This window comes from Edaphobacter sp., assembly GCF_035763405.1.
Lineage (GTDB): Bacteria > Acidobacteriota > Terriglobia > Terriglobales > Acidobacteriaceae > Edaphobacter.
The window spans coordinates 23,566-41,321 of record NZ_DASUBE010000019.1; the positions used below are offsets into that span (position 1 = coordinate 23,566).

The 17,756-nt window shown below is 61.4% G+C and carries 18 protein-coding genes; 8 read left to right on the forward strand and 10 right to left on the reverse strand.

What is annotated here, in order from left to right; translation table 11 throughout:
* Positions 1-85: 85 nt before the first annotated feature.
* Together VFU66_RS02110 and VFU66_RS02115 are read left to right on the forward strand one after the other, a co-directional pair.
* Positions 86-1,003: a dihydrodipicolinate synthase family protein gene (locus VFU66_RS02110; protein WP_326444576.1), complete on the forward strand. Its 918-nt coding sequence runs from the start codon at positions 86-88 to the stop codon at positions 1,001-1,003.
* 55 nt (positions 1,004-1,058) lie between these two features.
* Positions 1,059-1,727 (forward strand): GntR family transcriptional regulator, encoded by a 669-nt coding sequence (locus tag VFU66_RS02115; protein WP_326444577.1) that lies wholly within the window; start codon positions 1,059-1,061, stop codon positions 1,725-1,727.
* A gap of 14 nt (positions 1,728-1,741) precedes the next feature.
* Here VFU66_RS02115 and VFU66_RS02120 read toward each other — a convergent pair whose 3' ends face one another.
* The 4 genes from VFU66_RS02120 to VFU66_RS02135 form a co-directional block, all read right to left on the reverse strand.
* Positions 1,742-2,176 carry a nuclear transport factor 2 family protein gene (locus tag VFU66_RS02120; RefSeq protein WP_326444578.1) on the reverse strand — a complete coding sequence of 145 codons (435 nt, stop codon included), beginning with the start codon at positions 2,174-2,176 and terminating at the stop codon, positions 1,742-1,744.
* Between the two features lie 378 nt (positions 2,177-2,554).
* Positions 2,555-3,973, reverse strand: coding sequence for a dihydrolipoyl dehydrogenase (lpdA, locus tag VFU66_RS02125; protein WP_326444579.1), 1,419 nt, complete (start codon positions 3,971-3,973; stop codon positions 2,555-2,557).
* Positions 3,974-4,356: 383 nt separating this feature from the next.
* Positions 4,357-4,566 (reverse strand): hypothetical protein, encoded by a 210-nt coding sequence (locus tag VFU66_RS02130; RefSeq protein ID WP_326444580.1) that lies wholly within the window; start codon positions 4,564-4,566, stop codon positions 4,357-4,359.
* A gap of 174 nt (positions 4,567-4,740) precedes the next feature.
* Positions 4,741-5,226 (reverse strand): ferritin-like domain-containing protein, encoded by a 486-nt coding sequence (locus tag VFU66_RS02135; RefSeq protein WP_326444581.1) that lies wholly within the window; start codon positions 5,224-5,226, stop codon positions 4,741-4,743.
* 162 nt (positions 5,227-5,388) lie between these two features.
* Between VFU66_RS02135 and VFU66_RS02140 the strand changes: the two genes are divergently transcribed.
* Positions 5,389-5,559 (forward strand): hypothetical protein, encoded by a 171-nt coding sequence (locus VFU66_RS02140; RefSeq protein WP_326444582.1) that lies wholly within the window; start codon positions 5,389-5,391, stop codon positions 5,557-5,559.
* Between the two features lie 22 nt (positions 5,560-5,581).
* On the opposite strand, the gene VFU66_RS02145 is transcribed toward VFU66_RS02140, so the two are convergent.
* Together VFU66_RS02145 and VFU66_RS02150 are read right to left on the reverse strand one after the other, a co-directional pair.
* Positions 5,582-6,868: a GGDEF domain-containing protein gene (locus VFU66_RS02145; protein ID WP_326444583.1), complete on the reverse strand. Its 1,287-nt coding sequence runs from the start codon at positions 6,866-6,868 to the stop codon at positions 5,582-5,584.
* Positions 6,869-7,020: 152 nt separating this feature from the next.
* Positions 7,021-7,473, reverse strand: coding sequence for a DUF1810 domain-containing protein (locus tag VFU66_RS02150; RefSeq protein ID WP_326444584.1), 453 nt, complete (start codon positions 7,471-7,473; stop codon positions 7,021-7,023).
* Positions 7,474-7,766: 293 nt separating this feature from the next.
* On the opposite strand from VFU66_RS02150, the gene VFU66_RS02155 reads away from it, so the two are divergent.
* Positions 7,767-8,036, forward strand: a complete 270-nt coding sequence (locus VFU66_RS02155) for a hypothetical protein (protein WP_326444585.1) — start codon at positions 7,767-7,769, stop codon at positions 8,034-8,036.
* 286 nt (positions 8,037-8,322) lie between these two features.
* A complete protein-coding gene (locus VFU66_RS02160) occupies positions 8,323-10,080 on the forward strand; it encodes a pectate lyase-like domain-containing protein (RefSeq protein ID WP_326444586.1) in 1,758 nt (585 codons plus the stop codon).
* 158 nt (positions 10,081-10,238) lie between these two features.
* Here VFU66_RS02160 and VFU66_RS02165 read toward each other — a convergent pair whose 3' ends face one another.
* Together VFU66_RS02165 and VFU66_RS02170 are read right to left on the reverse strand one after the other, a co-directional pair.
* Positions 10,239-11,135: a VOC family protein gene (locus VFU66_RS02165; protein ID WP_326444587.1), complete on the reverse strand. Its 897-nt coding sequence runs from the start codon at positions 11,133-11,135 to the stop codon at positions 10,239-10,241.
* 63 nt (positions 11,136-11,198) lie between these two features.
* Positions 11,199-11,714 (reverse strand): DinB family protein, encoded by a 516-nt coding sequence (locus tag VFU66_RS02170; RefSeq protein WP_326444588.1) that lies wholly within the window; start codon positions 11,712-11,714, stop codon positions 11,199-11,201.
* Positions 11,715-11,893: 179 nt separating this feature from the next.
* Here VFU66_RS02170 and VFU66_RS02175 point away from each other — a divergent pair, with 179 nt between their 5' ends.
* Entirely contained in the window at positions 11,894-13,552 is a 1,659-nt protein-coding gene (locus VFU66_RS02175; RefSeq protein ID WP_326444589.1) for an aminotransferase class V-fold PLP-dependent enzyme, read from the forward strand.
* A 131-nt stretch (positions 13,553-13,683) separates the two neighbouring features.
* On the opposite strand, the gene VFU66_RS02180 is transcribed toward VFU66_RS02175, so the two are convergent.
* Positions 13,684-14,799 carry a D-alanine--D-alanine ligase family protein gene (locus tag VFU66_RS02180; RefSeq protein WP_326444590.1) on the reverse strand — a complete coding sequence of 372 codons (1,116 nt, stop codon included), beginning with the start codon at positions 14,797-14,799 and terminating at the stop codon, positions 13,684-13,686.
* A gap of 138 nt (positions 14,800-14,937) precedes the next feature.
* On the opposite strand from VFU66_RS02180, the gene VFU66_RS02185 reads away from it, so the two are divergent.
* On the forward strand, positions 14,938-15,180 hold the full coding sequence (locus tag VFU66_RS02185; protein WP_326444591.1) for a hypothetical protein: 243 nt from the start codon (positions 14,938-14,940) through the stop codon (positions 15,178-15,180).
* A gap of 30 nt (positions 15,181-15,210) precedes the next feature.
* On the forward strand, positions 15,211-16,056 hold the full coding sequence (locus VFU66_RS02190) for a class I SAM-dependent methyltransferase (protein ID WP_326444592.1): 846 nt from the start codon (positions 15,211-15,213) through the stop codon (positions 16,054-16,056).
* Between the two features lie 113 nt (positions 16,057-16,169).
* On the opposite strand, the gene VFU66_RS02195 is transcribed toward VFU66_RS02190, so the two are convergent.
* Positions 16,170-17,465, reverse strand: a complete 1,296-nt coding sequence (locus tag VFU66_RS02195) for a glycoside hydrolase family 5 protein (protein WP_326444593.1) — start codon at positions 17,463-17,465, stop codon at positions 16,170-16,172.
* Positions 17,466-17,756: the final 291 nt, after the last annotated feature.

Consider the following 17,756-nt stretch of genomic DNA (forward strand, 5'->3'; position numbering starts at 1 on the left):
TCCTGTTCGCTTTTGCGGTATCGTTCGGTGAACTGTGATACATTATCAATTATCATTTTAAGTCACGTCAAGGATGCTCTCAGTTATGTCGGCCTCAACGTTCGGCGGTATCTATCCTGCTCTGCTCACTCCACTGGATTCTACGCACCAGCTCCGTCCCGAGATGGCGCGGCAACTGATGCTGCACCTGCTCTCCACTGGGGCGCATGGGGTTTATATCGCCGGCTCCACCGGCGAAGGAATGCGCTTGACGCTTGAGACACGCAAGGCGCTCGTCGAGGCGCTGGCTCCGGCGCTGCCCGAGGACAGGCACCTCATCGTGCATGTGGGCGCGCCGGATGTGCAGGACGCAATCCGGCTGGCGAACCATGCCGCCGAGCACGGAGCCCACGCCATCAGCAGCCTTCCCCCCGTCGCCGACGCCGACGGCGTGCGCGCGTACTACGAGACGTTGGCGAAGAACTCCGTGCTGCCGCTCATCCTCTACTACTTTCCTAAAGTCTCGCCCGATGCGTTTGCCGATCCGCAGTCGCTCATCGACATCTGCGACCTGCCCAACGTGCTGGGCGTGAAGTTCACTGACTTCAACCTCTACCTGATGCAGCGGCTGGTCCGGCGCGGCAAGCTGGTCTTCAACGGGTACGACGAGGTGCTGGCGGCCGGCCTGCTGATGGGCGCGCAAGGCGGAATCGGTTCGACCTACAACGCGATGCCCGAGATCTATCTGAAGATCTATCGTGCCGCCGAGCGCGGCGACTGGGAGGAGGCACGTCAGTGGCAGTCGCGCGCCAACGATGTGCTGGCCGTCCTGCTCCGCTATCCGTTCTTTCCCGCGCTTAGGACAATGGTCGAGCGCAGGGGGTTCGACTGTGGTCCGATGATGAGTGGTGAAGGCTTTCGTTCACAGGCCGAGAAGCAGCAACTGATCGCCGAGCTGAACAAGACCCTGACGGACGAGGTCGCCGAACTGATCGGCTGGCACAGTACGCCCGCCGTCCGGTAGCTTGACCGCGCGGAGAAAATTGCGAGGTTGATTTCCGTTTCGATAGGATATGTCCGTGGCCACCCAGGAGCTCGTTCCGGTTCGTTCTCTCAGCAAGTCGCGCGAGGTCTTTGAGCGCCTGCGCAATGCGATCTGGTCGGGCGACCTTGCTCCCGGCACGCCGCTCCGCGAAGCGCATCTCGCCAAACAGTTGAATGTCAGCCAGGTCCCGGTGCGCGAGGCGCTCTTGCAGCTCGAGCATCTGGGGCTGGTGCTGCGCGTGCCTGATCGCGGCACGACTGTCACCAAGCTGACGCGGTCGGAGATTGTGCAGATGATGGAGGTACGGCGCCATCTGGAGCTGATGGCCTTCGATCTGGCCGCGCCGCGCTTGACCAAGGAGATTGAGGCCGAGCTGCGCAGCCATGTGCGTCGCATGGAGGAACTGGCCGCGAAAAACGATCATTTCGGCGTTGCTGAGGAAGACTTCAACTTTCACCGGACGGTGTGGAAGACCTCGGGCAACGAGGTGCTGGCTCGGACGCTCGAGCGGCTGTGCATTGCGGTCTATGCCTTCGTGAGCCTGAAGCGTCATGCGGCGGGCGAGACGATGAAGTCGGCGGCGCGCAAACACAAGCGACTGCTCGATGCGCTGCTCTCGCGCAAGAAGGAGCGCATCGCAGCCGAGGTCCTCGAGCACCTGACCCCTGAGGTCGTCATTCCTTCGTCGATTGCTGGCGAGTAGCCTGCGCTGTCTGGTCAGGGTTTGGCTGGTGTTTCGGTGTGGGCCTGGACCAGCCATTGGCCGGAGCGGCGGACCCAGGTGGTGGTGTCGTTGTTGTCGAAGTGGTGAGGGTCGGGTTTCGCTTCGGTACCGCACTCGAAGGTGCTGACCTCGTGGTAGGCGGTCATGGCGGCCTCGGGGCCGAGGATGCGGACCTGTAGGTCGCGCAGCTCGTATTCGGTCAGCTTGCAGTTCTGGAGAGTGACGAGGAGAGTGTCGAGGGCAGCGATGTGACTATCTACCTCGACGAAGTCCTTGGTGAAGAGCTTGCGCACGGTGGCGAAGTTCTCCTCGGCCATCGTCTTCCACAGGTGCTGTTCGCGGTGGACGATCTCGATGGGCTCAGGCTCGGGTGCGGTCTGTGCCTGAGCGACGGCAGTAAGGACGAGCATCAAGGCAATGGTGCGCATGGAAGGGATTGTAGAGCCTTTGGGCTTCCAGGGTACCCCTCCCCGTATCTCATATCTAAAATCCTTCAAACAAAGGACTTAGATGTGGGGTATCTGCGCAATTTTGTTGCCAAAGTGAAGAAGCCCGGCGGCTGCCGGGCTTCCTATTCTCCTGATTTAAGGTTATCAGCGGTGTCAATAGGAGGGGTGTGGAAAACGACCCTGCGCAGAGACTCCCTACACAGTTACCGGAACTCCTTTCTCACTAAAGAGGTAAATACCGCTTAGACCCTTTCGTGTGCGAAGTTCCGCCACAGATAACGGTTGCATCGCATTGAGTCTCTCAAAAGAAGGGTGCAGCAAGTCAACGTGTGCCTGAAAGTTAGTGCCCATATCCCCTTACACATTCACCGCCATGCCTTCGACGCTGGAGAAGCCGTCGAGCAGGGCTTCGGCGACCGTGGGGTGGGCGTGGATGGTGAACATCATCTCTTCGACTGTGGCTTCGAGTTCAAGCGCGGTCACGGCTTCGGCGATGATCTCGGTCGCGTAGGGTCCGATGATGTGGACGCCCAGCACCTCGCCGTGTTTTGCGTCCGCGACCACCTTCACAAAGCCGTCGTGCGCGTCCAAGATGGTCGCCTTCGAGTTGCCGACGAAGGGAAACTTGCCCACCTTGACCTGATAGCCCGCTTCCTTCGCCTTGGCCTCGGTAAGGCCCACGCTGGCGACCTGCGGGTCGGTGTAGGTGCAGCCGGGGATGCGGGTCTTGTTGACGGGGCGAGCGTATTTGCCTGCAATGCGTGCGGCGACGACGAGGCCGGCCATGGAGCCGACGTGCGCCAACTGCGGGAGTCCGGCGACGATGTCGCCGACGGCATAGACGCCCGGCTCGGCGGTCTCCATCCACTCGTTGACGACGATGTAGCCGCGGTCGGGCGTAATCTTCGTCTTCTCCAGACCGACGTTTGCAGTGCGCGGTGCGCGGCCTACGGCGACGAGCACCCGCTCGGCCTGCCTGGACTGCGGCTTGCCGTTCGCGTCGGTCCAGCTCACGAGCACGCCGTCCTTGTTCTTCTCGACCTTCGTATCTTTGATTGAAAGGTTGACCTCGATGCCGCGTTTTTTGAAGAGGCGCAACAGTTCTTTGCTGACGTCTTCGTCTTCGGCGGGAACCATGCGGGGCAGCATCTCAAGCACCGTCACGTCGGCGCCGAAGCTGCGGAAGATGGAGGCGAACTCGACGCCCACTGCGCCCGAGCCGATGACGACCAGCGACTTCGGCATGTCGGCGATCTTGAGAATCTCGTAGTTGGTCAGGATGGTGTCGTCAGCCTTCAGGCCGGGCAACATGCGTGCGTCGGAGCCGGTGGCGAGCACGACTTTCTTCGCCTTGATCGATTCGGCATTACCGTCTGCCAACTTGACATCGACGGTGTGGACGCCGTCCTTTGCTGGCCCGGTGAGCGTGCCGAAACCTTTGAAGGTCGTAATCTTGTTCTTCTTCATCAGGAAGTCGAGGCCCTTGGTGTGGCGGGAGATGACGTCGTCTTTGCGCGCGAGCAGGCCCTTCCAGTTGAGCTTCGGTGCGGCGACGTCGATGCCGAAGCGGTCGGCGTGCTTGAGGTGGTCCCATATCTCGGCCGAGAAGAGCATGGCCTTGGTGGGGATGCAGCCCCAGAGCAGGCACGTGCCGCCAAGCCGGTCGTTCGCGTCAATGAGCGCCACCTTCAGGCCATACTGCGAGGCGCGGATCGCGCAGGTGTATCCGGCCGGACCGCCGCCAACCACTACTACGTCAAAGATCGTATCTGCCAAGGGAAATCTCCAATCTGTGTGTCTGTGAAAATTTTAGCTTACGGCTCGTGTGACGGGCGATTGCGTTCATGCGCGTCGAGGCTTAACACCGATTTGCGCCGATGACACCGATAGGGCGAGCGCGAATATACGTGGATTTAATACGTGGGTTATGGAGAGTTTGATTCAGTCGCCAGAGGTTCTCTGAGCTGATGAACAGGTTACAGAACGGTCTTTTTGCTGCAGCACAAGCGTGCTGTAGGGACTGAAGAGACTGTGTGAGGACGGTATGCCTTGGCGCTGAAGAGGGAGAAATGCGGGGATCTCTCCACTTCGGCGGCAAAAAACGCCGCCTTCGGTCGAGATGACGTAATTGTGGTGGGCAACGACCAATCCAAAGCTCTTTAGCTGTCTTTGCGGTAGAGGAGGTCGCGGATGGCGCTGCGGCGCGCGGCGTTTCCTTCGCGGTCGGTCTTATTTTGCTTGCTGCCGGAGATGGGCTCGTCGGAGTCGGGTTCGCTACAGGCGGGGCAGCGGTTCGCAAAACCGGGCTTGCCGGGTCTGAGCTCGAACTCTTCACCACAGACGGTGCAGACTTTGATGGGGAACGGCATCGCGATTTTTATTTTAATGAAATCGCTCGACGGCTTCCACTGGCGCGATGCCGGCGAATGGGGTTAGTATTTCGGCCATGGTTGCGCGGCGGCATGTTGCAGCACCGCTAATGTTCGCAACGAAAGATGGCGCCCGGCGAGACCAGGCGCCATCTTTCTGCGCGTGAGGGAAACTCAGTCGGCGATGCCGGGGTTGGGTGTATCGATGCCGAGGGCGGTGGCGAGTGCCATAAGGTGGTCCTGCTCCTGCATGAGGATCTCGCGGATGGATTCGCTGATGGCGAACTCGTGCAGTTCGTCGCACTGGAGGACGCGGCGGCGGTACTGGCGAATGGTTTCCCTCTCGTTGTCGAGATCGAAGTGCAACATGTCCTCGGCTTTCTCGGAGGTACGGACAGGCTTGGGGACGACGGTCGGCATTCCTCCGAGATAGTCGATGTGGTTGGCGATGGTGATGGCGTGAGCGAGTTCTTCGGCAGCGTGAACGGCCAGCTCTGCCGCAATGTTCATGTAGGCCGCGCCGTTGAGCACCTGCGAGTAGTTGACGTAGGCGATGATGGCCTGGTATTCGCGGGCCAGGTCGCCGTTGAGTGCATCGATGAGCTGCTTGCGGGTGATGGAAGCCGCGTTTGCATGCGCCTTCTTCTTGTCCTTTGCCATGACTTCTCCGGTGTAGCGGTTGGGTTTCTCAGGGTGAGATGCCTGGTGCGCGCAAAGAGGTTGTTGTGCCGGAAGCGATCCCCCCGTTGCGGCCGCTGCGCATAGCGACTTTCGTCTCGAACGAGACAACCCTGTTCTCCCTGGGGAAGCTCCAATCTTTATATGGAAGTTGACATCGATCTTCTCGTGAATGAGCTTCGGGACAAGGGACATGAGGTGAAGTATGTCCATCGTGTTCCCGGCAACGCGGGCGAATGGGAGTTCACCATTGACGGCGAGTATCTGAACCTGGAAGAGGCGCGGCGGGTCCTCGAACTGGACGAGCAGAAGTAGTGAAGGGCACAGGTTCCCGGCTTCAGTGATGGCCGCTGTCGCCCCTGACATCGAGGTTGGCTAACATGCGGCGGGCGGAGCTTCGTCGCGCAAAGCTGGAGTGTGCGCTGGAGGCAGTCTCGCAGGAGCGGTACTCGACGCGGTTGCGGCCGTTGCCCTTGGCGCGATAGAGCGCGCGGTCGGCCATCTTCAGCAGTCTCTCGCGTCCCATCCTGGCGCTGGGCATGCACGAGGAGACGCCGCAACTGACGGTCGTCCAGAGCGTCTGTCCGGCTGCTACCTGTTCGGGCACGGGGGTGCCTACCATCTCGACAAGACGGCGGACGCGCTCGGCGGCCACCATTGCCTTGTCGAGCCTGGTGTCGGGCAAGAGCATGACGAACTCTTCGCCGCCGAAGCGAGCGGCGAAGTCCTGCTGGGTGCGCAGGGCCTGGGTGAGCAGGCTGCCGACGCGGCGGAGCACCTCGTCTCCATAGAGGTGGCCGTAGACGTCGTTGACAACCTTGAAGTGGTCGATGTCGATGACAATGGCGCTGAGCGGAGTGCCGGCGAGCATGGCCTCGGTCCAGAGCTGCTCGAAGTGTTCCTCGAAGGCGCGGCGGTTGGGCAGCTCGGTCAGCTTGTCGATGTTGGAGAGGCGGTGCAGCTCGGCGCCTTGCAGCTCGCTGTTGAGGAAGAGCAGATAGCTTAGCCTCTCTTCGCGCTCGAGGCTGTGCCCGGCCATCAGCGTGATAGCTATGCCAAGCGTCATCATGCTGGCGCTGACGATCTTTTCCGACCACATCATGCCCGCGGCGTGGAATGCGTACCATAGACCGGCGGCGAGCATCAGCGCGGTGGAGCTTGCGGCGTAGAGAAATCGCAGCCGCATGACCACGTTCACAAACAAGGCCGTAATGAGTACGGAGATCAGCCCGAAGGCTGTGGTTGCCGCCGTCGCATTGCCTTCGACGCGCAGGTTGATAAGGTAGATGAGCACCATGCCGAGGGCGATGCTCCCCTCGCGCGCCCAAGGCTTCAGGTCGAGCCGCATCATGTAGTTGACCAGCAGGGCAAGGGGAGTGACAATCTCGGTCTGCCGCACCATTTCGCCGAGCATCCGGTCTTTGACGAGCAGGTAGTCCGCCAGCAGGCACAGGTTGAAGACGGCGATAGCCAGCAGACCCTCGATCCACAGGCGACGCGAACGTTCCCTGGCTGTGTCGGCCTCGAACTGATACTCGAGCGGGCGCGGAAGATTGAGTGCGGCAAAGTGCCGGCGTCTCAGTCTCGCAATCTCTTGATCGACCAGACGGCGGTCAGTGGCCACGGATACAGGAGCTTCCATCTGAACGATGGGTCGCCGGGTGCGCGTACGGCCAGCGAGACCCTCTCCTCCTGCTAAGAGCCTATGCATGTTGCTTTAAAGTCGCCATCAACCATTTATCCGATGCGTGGCACGAAAGATGTAGAGCCCGGCTGTCAGGCGCCGATACGCGAGAGGGTCGCATGATCCATTTCTCCGCCGAAGTACTTTTGCAAGGTCTCGGAAAAGACGCCGCCGCGCTCTTCAGCTTTTGCGAAGAGGGTCATGGAGGAGTGGAACTTGAGGTTGTCGGGGTAGTCGAAGATTTCGCGGATGGTTCTGCCTTCGACCCTGAGCACGATCTGCGTCGCCTCGCGCAGTCTGCTGCCCAGCAGCTCGTGCGCGAGATAGGCGCGTGCCTCCGGCAGACCGGAGATGGCGAAGCGCACTGCCATGGGGCTTGACCCAAGCCCGTGAATCTGAGGAAAGATAAACCACATCCAGTGGCTCTGTTTCGCTCCGGCGCGCAACTCTGCGCACGCCCGCGCATAGACGCCTGCCTGCGCCTCAACGAACCGTTCGAGGTTGTAGGCGTCGGCCATCGCCGTCAGGATACGCCTGGCGGGCACGGCAGCCAACACCGAGGCCCACAACCAGTTATCTTATTCAAGCATCTATTGTTAGGAGGATGTTCGGCAGGCTGCCGGCACATCAGGGAGACGACCCCGGTTCAAGGGAAAATATTTTCTCTTTTCGTGGCGGTTTCAAGTACTCCGGTTCGTCTAACCTTCGCCCGGCAGTCAGAATAGGGCATTGAAAACACGGCGATGTTCCCTTTTCCTGCTGAATTGGCATCCAACGTGCTGTTATGCAAAGTGCAGCACATGCGGCCGAAGATGACCGCAGAAAGCAGGACAAAACGATGGCAGCAACACCAACATTTACGTGCGTATGTGGGGTCCAGAAGAAATCCAGCAATCACTGGGTCCTGGCCAAGGTTACGTCGCGCGGAATTACCTTTATGCCGTGGGACTGGGAGCTTGCGCTCTCCAACGACATCATCACCCTCTGTGGAGAGGGCTGCGCTTCGGCGCTTCTGAGCCGTTCTCTCGGTGACTGGAAACGTCCGGCACCCGCCAGCGCCGCCACTCCCATCAGGGTCGTTGAAGATCCGGAGCTGGCTGTAGCTTGAGTACGTTCTCGGGCGGCGCAGAGTAAAAAGCCGCCTGCCCCAGCCTGTGCTTTGACCCCTCCGAGCTTCTTCCGTCTCCAAAGCCTTGCCTACAGGACCGTACCGGCTTCATGCCGGAACGGGCGCAAGTGCGCCATGCAGCAAAGACACACGTTTGTCTTAGGCACTTCGTGCGTTATCTGTGGCAAGATGTTTACGGTGACTTACGGCCTGCTTTGTCGGCGCCCATACCTCGCTATGTGCGCGGCGCGACGACGCGGTCAGAGAAATCGGAATTGGAGAGTCGATGCATCGCGGTCAACGTACAATCCTGTCTTCTGCCGGAATCAAGTTCGGTCTCAAGCCATGCCTGATGGTGGGCCTGCTCGCCTGCTTTGCCGCGACTGCGTTGGCCGCCAAAGCAAAGCCCGACTTCGGCCCGAACGTCGCCGTCTTCAGCCCGTCGATGCCGTCTGCCGACATCCAGCGGAAGATCGATGAGGTCTATGCCGTCCAGCAGCACAACGAGTTCGGCCCGGAACGCAATGCATTTCTGTTTCTCCCCGGAAACTATAACGTTGATGTTCCGGTCGGCTTCTATACACAGGCGCTCGGGCTGGGCGCGTCGCCCAACGACGTTCACATCACCGGCAACGTCCACGCCGACGCCAGCGCGCCGAACAACAATGCCACGACCACGTTCTGGCGCGGGGTGGAAAACTTCTCCGTGACACCGACAGACGGCACGATGCAGTGGGCCGTCTCGCAGGCCGTGTCGTTTCGGCGGATGCACGTGCTGGGCAGCCTGGTACTGCACCAGAAGCACGGCTGGGCCAGCGGCGGCTGGATGTCGGACTCCCTGATTGACGGCAATGTGGACTCAGGCACGCAGCAGCAGTGGATCTCACGCAACAGTGAGTGGAAGTCGTGGACCGGCTCGAACTGGAACATGGTCTTCGTCGGCGTTCCCAATCCTCCAGCGGGAAACTGGCCTTCGCCGCCCTACACGAAGATTGCGAAGACGCCGGTGGTGCGCGAGAAGCCGTTCCTTCAGGTAGACGCGCGCGGCAACTACAGCGTTCGCGTGCCTGCGCTGGCGCGTGACAGCGAGGACATTACGTGGCGCTCGCGTTCGACTCCGGGCAAGACGATTCCGCTGGCGAAGTTCTACATTGCACACCCCGGCGACGCGGCGGCGACGATCAACGCACAGTTGAAGAAGGGCAAGAATCTGCTGCTCACGCCCGGCATCTATGAATTGACCGATCCTATCCACGTGACGCGACCCAACACGGTTGTGCTGGGCCTTGGGTTTGCCACGCTGAAGCCCACGCACGGCACGGCAGCCATGACGACGGCTGACGCGGACGGGATCATCGTTGCAGGCATCTTGTTCGACGCGGGCGAAGTGAAGTCTCCGGTGCTGCTTGAAGTTGGCCCGACGGGCAGCCACGCCTCGCACGGCAACGATCCCATCCTGCTGGCCGACGTCTTCTTCCGCGATGGCGGCGCAGGCCCGGGGAGCGTGGAGAGCAATCTGACAATCAACGCGAACGACACCATCATCGACCATACGTGGATCTGGCGCGCCGACCACGGGCGCGGCGTGGGTTGGACGACGAACCTCTCCGACAACGGGCTGGTCGTGAATGGAGACAATGTGACTGCCTATGGTCTCTTCGTGGAACACCACCAGAAGTTTCAGGTGTTGTGGAACGGCAACCATGGCCGCACGTACTTCTATCAATCTGAGATCCCCTACGATCCGCCCACGCAGGCCGCCTATAGCAGCGCGCCCGGCACCGACGGCTGGGCTTCGTACAAAGTGGCTGCAAATGTGACCTCACATGAAGCCTGGGGGCTGGGCATCTACAGCGTGTTTCGCCACCCGGATATTGTGCTGACACGCGCGATTGAAGTGCCTAAGACTCCCGGCGTTCGCTTTCACGACATGATTACGGTGTGTCTGGGGCGCAATGGTGGCATCGAGAACGTCATCAATGATAAGGGCGGGGCGACGTCGATCAAGCCGCGCGTTACGCCGAAAGTGACTGAGTATCCATGATTGTGTGGGGCAGTTGTCGATTGAACGCACAGGTTCGTGCAGCCACGGAAGAAAACGCAGATCCTCCCGCTGCGCGGAAGGATGACAACTAAAAAAGAATGTGGGGACTCTTCGCTCCGCTCAGAATGACAAGCGAAGAATGATGCGGGAGGAGAACCCTAGCGGTCCTCGATGGCGCTGGGGTGTTTGCCGGTGAAGGCGGAGCAGCAGGTGGTGCCTGAGGGCTTGAACTCCATGAACTCGACTCGGGTGAGGTCGGGGTCGAAGAGGTTGAGCTGCACCTTGCCGTCGCGGCCCGTCTGGGTGCGCGTACAGTTGGGGCCCTGGCAGTGGTTGCGGGCAAGCGCGGCGACGGCATCGGCCATGTGATTGACGCCGAGCGAGAAGTGGAAGTCACTGCCGAGTTGGTGCGCGCTGGGTGCGGGAGCGTCGGCGGAGCGCATCATGTACTCGATCCAGTCGGTTCCGTCGGGGACCTGGCTGGAGATGTAGTCGAGTTCGCCCTCCTTGCGCCCGCCATACCAGTAGGGGCGGAAGCCGAGAATGCCGCGCCAGAAGGCGTCTTCGGCGGCGCGATTATGGACCATGAATCCGGTGTGGATGATGCGGTGCGAGGCGGCGCGCGGCGAGAGCACCTTGGTGGACGCTGGACGCTGCTGGACAAAGTAGACGAGATGGCCTTCGGGGTCGCGCACGGCGAAGCTGCCGTCGCGGAGGGGCTGGTCGATGTTGACGTGATGGGCTTCGATGTATTTCTCGAGCGCGCGGACGTTGCGCGTGGTGAAGCCGATGGCGGCGATCCGAGATTGGGGAGCGGGCGAGGGGAGGGGGACGAGTTCGAGCGATTGCGAGTCGCTGACCGGGTAGGTCAGGATGCCGTTGCGCGTGGTGTGGTCGTAGCCGAGCGTCTGGCCGTAGAAGTTCTGGGACGCCTGCATGTTGGAGGCGTACATGCGCACGAAGGCGATGCCGGTGATGGCCGGGCGCTCGGGCTGCGCGGACGCAAGCGTGACGGCGGCGAACGACAGCATGAGGGCTAAAGCAGCTTTTCGCATAGGCGGCCACTTTAGTGGAGCGCCGAGGCGAAGTCAAAGCTAAAACTGTTCATTGCAAGGCAACTACGACGCGGACGTGGGTTCGACGCGCTCAAAATGCATAACGAGATAATCCTGAGGCAGCTTGTGGGTGATGCCGTGCTGGCGCACCAGCGTGGTGAGCTGCGCGTAATGCCGGATACAGTGTAAGAGCGCGTGAAAGAGCACGGTTTTGCGCGTGGAGCGGGCCGGGCCCAGCGTGCGTGTCATGAATTCGAACGGCTCGTCCCAGTTGATGGTGCTGTCGGCCAGAAGCTGGCGGAAGCGGGCGATGGCGCGGTCGTGCGTGGCGTAGACGGACTCGACTGAGTCGAAGGGGATGTCCTTGTAGTCTGTCATGGATTCGCCGGCAAGCTGCTGGGCGTAGCGACGCTCGGGGGCAACGATGTGTTGCAGCAGCTCGGCCACGGTTTTGGCTCCGGCAATGTCGCAGGAGAACGAGAGGACCTCGGGATGCGCGGTGAGCAGCTTGCGCCACTCGGCGTGGGTGCGCTCGTTCCAGGCAATCAGGTCATCAACAGTGAGTGCTGGCTGGGGCATAAGACACCTCGGGTATGGTTTTGGGGATTGGATGTGGCCATGTGCCTGCGGTCGCACGGTTTTTCACCTTCCGTCGAAGGGGGCTGGGGGCGGAGTGGTTTGCGCCACATGAAAGAAGACAGAAAGATTACGTCAATCTTATGTCTCCCGTGTGTTTTACTGCTGCGGTGCGGGAAATTGTGTTCAAACCGGCCACGACCACGGAAGAGCTGCGACAGATTCATCGGCTGAACCATCGAACATTTGCCGAAGAACTGGGCCAGTATGAGAGCAACGAGACCGGCATTCTGGTAGACCGGTTCGATGACGCGAACCGGTACTTCGTTGCCAAGAGCGGCGACGCCGTCATCGGCATGATCTCGATCAACAGCACGGCTCCTTTTTCGATTGAGAAGCGCCTGCCGAATCCTGCCGAGACGCTGACCTCGATTCCGGGGCCAAGCGAGGTTCGGCTGCTGGCGATCAAGAATGATGCTCGCCGGGGCACTGTGCTCGCGGGCTTGTTCTGGCAGGTCTATGCAGAGGCGCGCCATCAGGGCCGGTCGCATCTGCTGATCTCCGGCATTGCTGAGCGGGCGGAGATGTATCGCGCGCTCGGCTTCCGCGACCTGGGCGCGGCGGTACAGTCGGGCGCGGCGAACTACATACCGATGGCGATGGAGCTTGCCGATACCTCCGTTGAGCGGAAGGCGAAGAGATTTGAAGCGTGGTGGCAGAGGCGTGCGCGCGAGCCGGTGAGCTTGCTGCCCGGGCCGGTGCAGATCTCGCGCGCGGTCAGACAGGCGTTTGAGCACACACCGGTCTCGCATCGAGCCCACTCGATGGTCGAGGCCTACGCCAGTGTGCGCAAAACGCTGAGCGAGCTGGCCGGCGGTCTTCCGGTTGCGCTGATGACCGGCAGCGGAACCCTGGCAAACGATGCGGTCGCGGCGTGTCTGCGGTCGCGGTTCGGAGACGCTCCGGGCGTGGTGCTGGCCAACGGCGAGTTCGGCGAGCGGCTTGTGCGGCAGGCCCGTGCGGCGGGATTGCAGTTTGACGCGCTCCGGTGGAGATGGGGCGAGCGATGGAACTTCGACGCGATCGAGGCAAAGCTGCGAGATGACGCCGCGTGGGCGTGGGCCGTGCATCTGGAGACGAGCACCGGCCAGTTGAACGACCTGCCGCGATTGAGCCAGCTGTGTGTGAAGCATGGGGCCACGCCGGCGGCGGACTGTGTGAGCAGTCTGGGCGCGGTGCCGCTCGATGACTGCCGGGTGGCGCTGGCCTCCGGGGTGAGCGGTAAGGCGCTTGGCTCATACGCCGGGCTGGCAATGGTCTTTGCTGAGGAACGCATCCTTGCCGAGACATCCTTCGAACACGTTCCGGCTACGTTCAACATCAGGGAGAACATCGCACAGCGCGCGCCGATGTATACCGTGGCTTCGCCTCAGTTGCTGGCGCTACGGGAGGCGCTCGATGAGAACTACGGCGACGCCGAGAGCCGCGAACAGCGTTATGAGCACTATCGCGCACTGGGCGCGCGGGTGCGGACGATGTTGCGCCAGCAGGGAATGCCTGCGCTGGTGGACGACGAGACCGCCGCGCCGGTGATCTGCACGTTTGAGCTTGATGACATGAGCATAGCCACGCGATGCTGCGAAGCCGGGTTCCAGATTGCCCACAAGAGCGGCTATTTACTGGAGCGCGGATGGGGACAGATCAGCATCATGGGCGACCTGAACCGGGAGAGTGTTGAGGGAGTCTTTGAGGTGATGCGACTGGCACGCACGAGCAGAATGGGTGCCAATGATCCTGCGCCGGAGACCGCAGGATCGGCCGAAGCACTTGTGTCCGGTTAGCGCGGCTTCCTCGTGGCTGGAACTATTCCGATGGGCGCAGGGCCTGTGCAGCCACCGACGAAATGCGGGGATTCTCCGCTCCGCTCAGAATGACAACGTTTTTTGGAAAACACAGTGCACACAAAGAGAGGTTAGCGAGTGTAGGTGGTCTGCGTCTTTTCGGCGTGGCGCTGCACGGCTAGCTGGATCAGGCGGTCGATGAGCTTTTTGTAGGAGAGGCCGCTGGCCTGCCACAGCTTCGGGTACATGCTGATGCTGGTGAAGCCGGGCATGGTATTGATTTCATTCAGGTAGATGCGGGACTTCTTCCCTTTGCCCGCAGGCTCCATCAGGAAGTCGACACGGGCAAGGCCCGAGCAGTCGCAGGCACGGAAGGCGGCGATGGCCATCTCGCGGATCTGCTTCGCCTCCTGCTTCGACAGCTTTGCCGGGATGATGGGAACGCTGTTGTCGGAGACATACTTCGCGTCGTAATCGTAAAACTCGGCCCCGGGAACGATCTCGCCCACGACGGAGGCCTCAGGCGCGTCGTTGCCGAGGACAGCCACCTCCAGCTCGCGCGGCTTTGCGCCCGGCCCGCCAACGCCCTGCTCGACAATGAGCTTGCGGTCGAAGCTGGCAGCCAGGTTCATTGCACCGGTAAGTTCTGCCCGGTTGTGGACCTTGCTGATGCCGACCGACGAGCCAAGGTTCGCAGGTTTGACGAAGACGGGATAGGCCAGATGCGTTTCGATGTGAGCAATGCACCGCTTCGGTTCGGCCTGCCACCGGTTGCGCAGCATGCCCACGTGCGGCGTCTGGGGCAGACCTGCTGCGGTGAAGAGCTGCTTCATCACGACCTTGTCCATGCCGGTGGCGGAACCCAGCACGCCGGAGCCGACATACGCAATGTCGGCAAGCTCCAGCAGACCCTGGATGGTGCCGTCTTCGCCGAAGGTGCCGTGCAGCACGGGGAAGATGACATCGAACCTGCCCGGGAGAACATTGGCTTGATGAACCAGATTGGTGCCGGGAGAAGACTTCCGTGTGGCTGCGGATGGCTTTGCGCCTTCGAGCATTCGCTGAGACTCGCCGGGGGTGAGCCAGAGGCCTCGCTTCGTGATGGCGATGGGGACGACTTCGTACTTGTTCCTGTCGATGGCGTCGAGGATGGAGGCGGCAGAGCGGATGGAGACTTCGTGCTCGCCGGAACGGCCGCCGAAGAGAATGCCTACACGAAGTTTGCGGGAGGACTGCTTTTTCGTCATGCGTAGCTCAAGTCTCTCCTAATTCTCGCAGGCGCTCGACGAAAAAATTCCGGGAGTGGAGACTTGGTTATTCCTGTGCTCGCCTCATGCGTTTTCTTCCAAACCTCCGGCGTGTAGTCTTTTAGGAAAGGAGAATCCATGTCGGAAGAAGATCTGAGAGCAGAGCTGGAGCGCCTCAAGGCAGAGAACGAAAAGCTGAAGAACAAGGGTGTGCGCGGACTGAGCCTGAAGGTGAGCGAGAAGGGCGCGGTGTCGCTCTATGGCGTGGGACGATTCCCAGTGACGCTCTACAAGGAACAGTGGCGCAAGATTCTTGGCATGGCGGCCGAGATCGAGGAGTTCATCAAGCAGAACGAAGCCAGCCTGAAGGCGAAGGAGTAGCCTTCTGCCCGATGGGAGGACGGATGCATCATGCAGGCCGCTAAGCCCTCGCGCACCGCGCTGCGTGTAGCGATGCGGCGTGCGGCGCATCAGCTCTATGATGCGAAGCCGCTTGTGCTCGACGACCCCGTCGCCGTGCCGATTCTCGGCAGCGTCTACGCGGAAGAGCTGCGCCGCACGCCCGTGCGCCCGGACCGTCCATGGTCGGTGTCACTGCGTGCCTTCATGGTGGCGCGAAGCCGATTTGCCGAGGACCATCTGGCGCAAGCGGTGGCTGGCGGCGTCGAGCAATATGTGCTGCTGGGCGCGGGGCTCGACACCTTTGCGCACCGCAATCCGCACGCGCGGCTCCGCGTCTTCGAGGTGGACCATCCCGCTACGCAGCAGTGGAAGCGCGAACTGCTCGCCGAAGGCAAGCTCTCCGCTCCCGAACGCCATACATACATCTCCGTAGACTTCGAGACCCAGACGCTGGCCGCGCAACTGGAGGAGGCCGGCTTCGACCGCTGCGCTCCCGCGTTCTTTGCGTGGCTCGGAGTTGTGCCGTATCTCACGCTGCCCGCATTTCGCTCGACGGTCGCGTACATTGCGTCGCTGCCGCAAGGGACGGGGCTTGCGCTCGATTACTCTCAGCCGCGCCATGCGCTGCCGCCGCTGGAGAAGCTCGCGCTGGATTCGCTTGCCTCGCGCGTGCGGCAGGCGGGTGAGCCGTTCCAGCTCTTCTTCACTCCGGCGGAGATTGCCGCTGAGCTTGCCGCCTTCCGGAGCATCGAGGATCTTGGCTCACCGGAGATGAACGCACGCTACTTTGCCGGGCGCACCGATGCGTTGAAGCTGCGGGGCGCGGCGGGACGGTTGCTCTGCGCGTGGATTTAGAGCCTTTTTCTTATCGGTGTAGTTGTTGATTTGAACGTGAAGGTTCGTGCAGCCGCGGAAGAATGCGGGGGTTCTTCGCGTCGCTCAGAATGACAGCGAAAGGTTACAGACCATCAGCGGAGCGGCTCGACGCCGGCGACCTCTTGCGCCCCGACCGACGCGCCGGACATGATGCTCGACATCATCTGCTGCTTGCGGCCGTTGACCGGGAACTGGTAGCTCGCATCGAGCAGGCCGTTCTCGTCCTCTCCGTTGAGCGCCCAGAACGCCCAGCCGATGTCCGGGTTGCGGCCCAGATAGACGACGAGGCTGCCGAACCACTGGCCTTCGGTACCGGGATCGCTGCCCTCCAGATCGCCCGGCTGATTGGTGGTGCCGAACTCGCCCAGCCACACCGGGGCGATGCCGAACTCGCTGATATAGGCCCAGTGATTGTGCCAGACCGATTCGAGGCTCGCCGGTGTCGTCTGCGCGTTGAACCATGGCTGCCGGTATGTCTTCGGCCCGTAGAGGTGCGGGGAATAGACCAACTGGTCAGGCACGTTCAACTCGACCGGCGAGGTGCGGACGCCTTCGAGGTTGCCGCCCCACCAGGTCGCGTCGCCGTGGTAGCTGTCCGTGCCTTCGACAAAGATGATCAGCTTTGGGTTCACCTTCAGGATGGCGTTGCCCGCGCGCTCGGCGGCGAGGTGCCAGTCGCGCTCGCCGCCGCAGTCCCAGCAGGCCCCGTCGGCGTCCGCCCCGTGAGGCTCGTTGCGCAGGTCCATTCCCACGACGGTCGAGCTGCCCTTGTACCGCTGGGCCAGCATCTGCCAGTCCGCAAGCCATGCTGTCTCGGGATAGGCAGGCGTGTACCAGAGCCCGCTCTGCTCGGCGCTGTCGCCCGCCTCGGAGCGATGGTCGTCGAGGATGACCTTCAGACCAATCGCTCCGGCATAGTCCACCACTTTGTCCATCACCTGGAGCGAGTTGAGCCCGCGCAGGTCTTCGTTGATCGGGCCGCCCGCGTTCGTAAACGCAATGTCCCTGGGCACAATCGGACTCTCGACCATCTGGTTCGAGAAGGGCAGCCGGATGGTGTTGTATCCATCGCGCTTGATGGTCTCAAGGACCGTGCGGTAGTCCTGTACAGTCAGCCCGCCCACGATGCCGCGCTCGGTCTCGAAGCCGTACCAGTTGATGCCCTGAATGCGCACGGGACGGTTCCAGGAATCGAGTATCTGGGCTTCGTTGGTGTGCCAGTAGCCGGTATCGGGCGCGCGCATGGCAGCCAGCACCACCCGGCCCCCGGTCTCCGCGCTCGCCGTGTCGGCGTCTCCATGCTTTGCCGCCGACGCTGGGTGCAGCGCCACCAGCGTCGCCAGCAGAATGTGACAGATCGCTTGAAAGACGGACAGGAGAAAGCTCATCGGACACCCCTCTCTTTCAACGAAAACCACCGTTCCAAACCGGGCCGGGAGAGTGCCCGGAATGGAGGAATCGGCCTAAACAGTAGCAGACTTTAAGGGTGAAGTTGCAAAATTTTGCACACTCTACCACGAAAGGTGTACGCGAACCGCACATGATCCACGATGGCGGCTGCAATCTTGAGCCGTCTTCCCGGCAAAATGGTTACTCCATGTACTATCTGGCTAACCCCAGCGTTCGTCTTATCGGCTGAGTGAATCGGCGTGGAGAGAGTTGTCTCCGCCGGTGTCTAA

Bases quoted from the DNA above. Each gene is read 5' to 3' on its own strand.
- VFU66_RS02180 (WP_326444590.1), bottom strand. From the start codon at position 14,799: ATGACGAAAAAGCAGTCCTCCCGCAAACTTCGTGTAGGCATTCTCTTC.
- VFU66_RS02170 (WP_326444588.1), bottom strand. From the start codon at position 11,714: ATGCCCCAGCCAGCACTCACTGTTGATGACCTGATTGCCTGGAACGAG.
- VFU66_RS02190 (WP_326444592.1), top strand. From the start codon at position 15,211: ATGCAGGCCGCTAAGCCCTCGCGCACCGCGCTGCGTGTAGCGATGCGG.
- VFU66_RS02135 (WP_326444581.1), bottom strand. From the start codon at position 5,226: ATGGCAAAGGACAAGAAGAAGGCGCATGCAAACGCGGCTTCCATCACC.
- VFU66_RS02110 (WP_326444576.1), top strand. From the start codon at position 86: ATGTCGGCCTCAACGTTCGGCGGTATCTATCCTGCTCTGCTCACTCCA.
- VFU66_RS02165 (WP_326444587.1), bottom strand. From the start codon at position 11,135: ATGCGAAAAGCTGCTTTAGCCCTCATGCTGTCGTTCGCCGCCGTCACG.
- VFU66_RS02195 (WP_326444593.1), bottom strand. From the start codon at position 17,465: ATGAGCTTTCTCCTGTCCGTCTTTCAAGCGATCTGTCACATTCTGCTG.
- VFU66_RS02155 (WP_326444585.1), top strand. From the start codon at position 7,767: ATGGCAGCAACACCAACATTTACGTGCGTATGTGGGGTCCAGAAGAAA.
- VFU66_RS02140 (WP_326444582.1), top strand. From the start codon at position 5,389: ATGGAAGTTGACATCGATCTTCTCGTGAATGAGCTTCGGGACAAGGGA.
- VFU66_RS02185 (WP_326444591.1), top strand. From the start codon at position 14,938: ATGTCGGAAGAAGATCTGAGAGCAGAGCTGGAGCGCCTCAAGGCAGAG.
- VFU66_RS02160 (WP_326444586.1), top strand. From the start codon at position 8,323: ATGCATCGCGGTCAACGTACAATCCTGTCTTCTGCCGGAATCAAGTTC.
- VFU66_RS02120 (WP_326444578.1), bottom strand. From the start codon at position 2,176: ATGCGCACCATTGCCTTGATGCTCGTCCTTACTGCCGTCGCTCAGGCA.
- VFU66_RS02130 (WP_326444580.1), bottom strand. From the start codon at position 4,566: ATGCCGTTCCCCATCAAAGTCTGCACCGTCTGTGGTGAAGAGTTCGAG.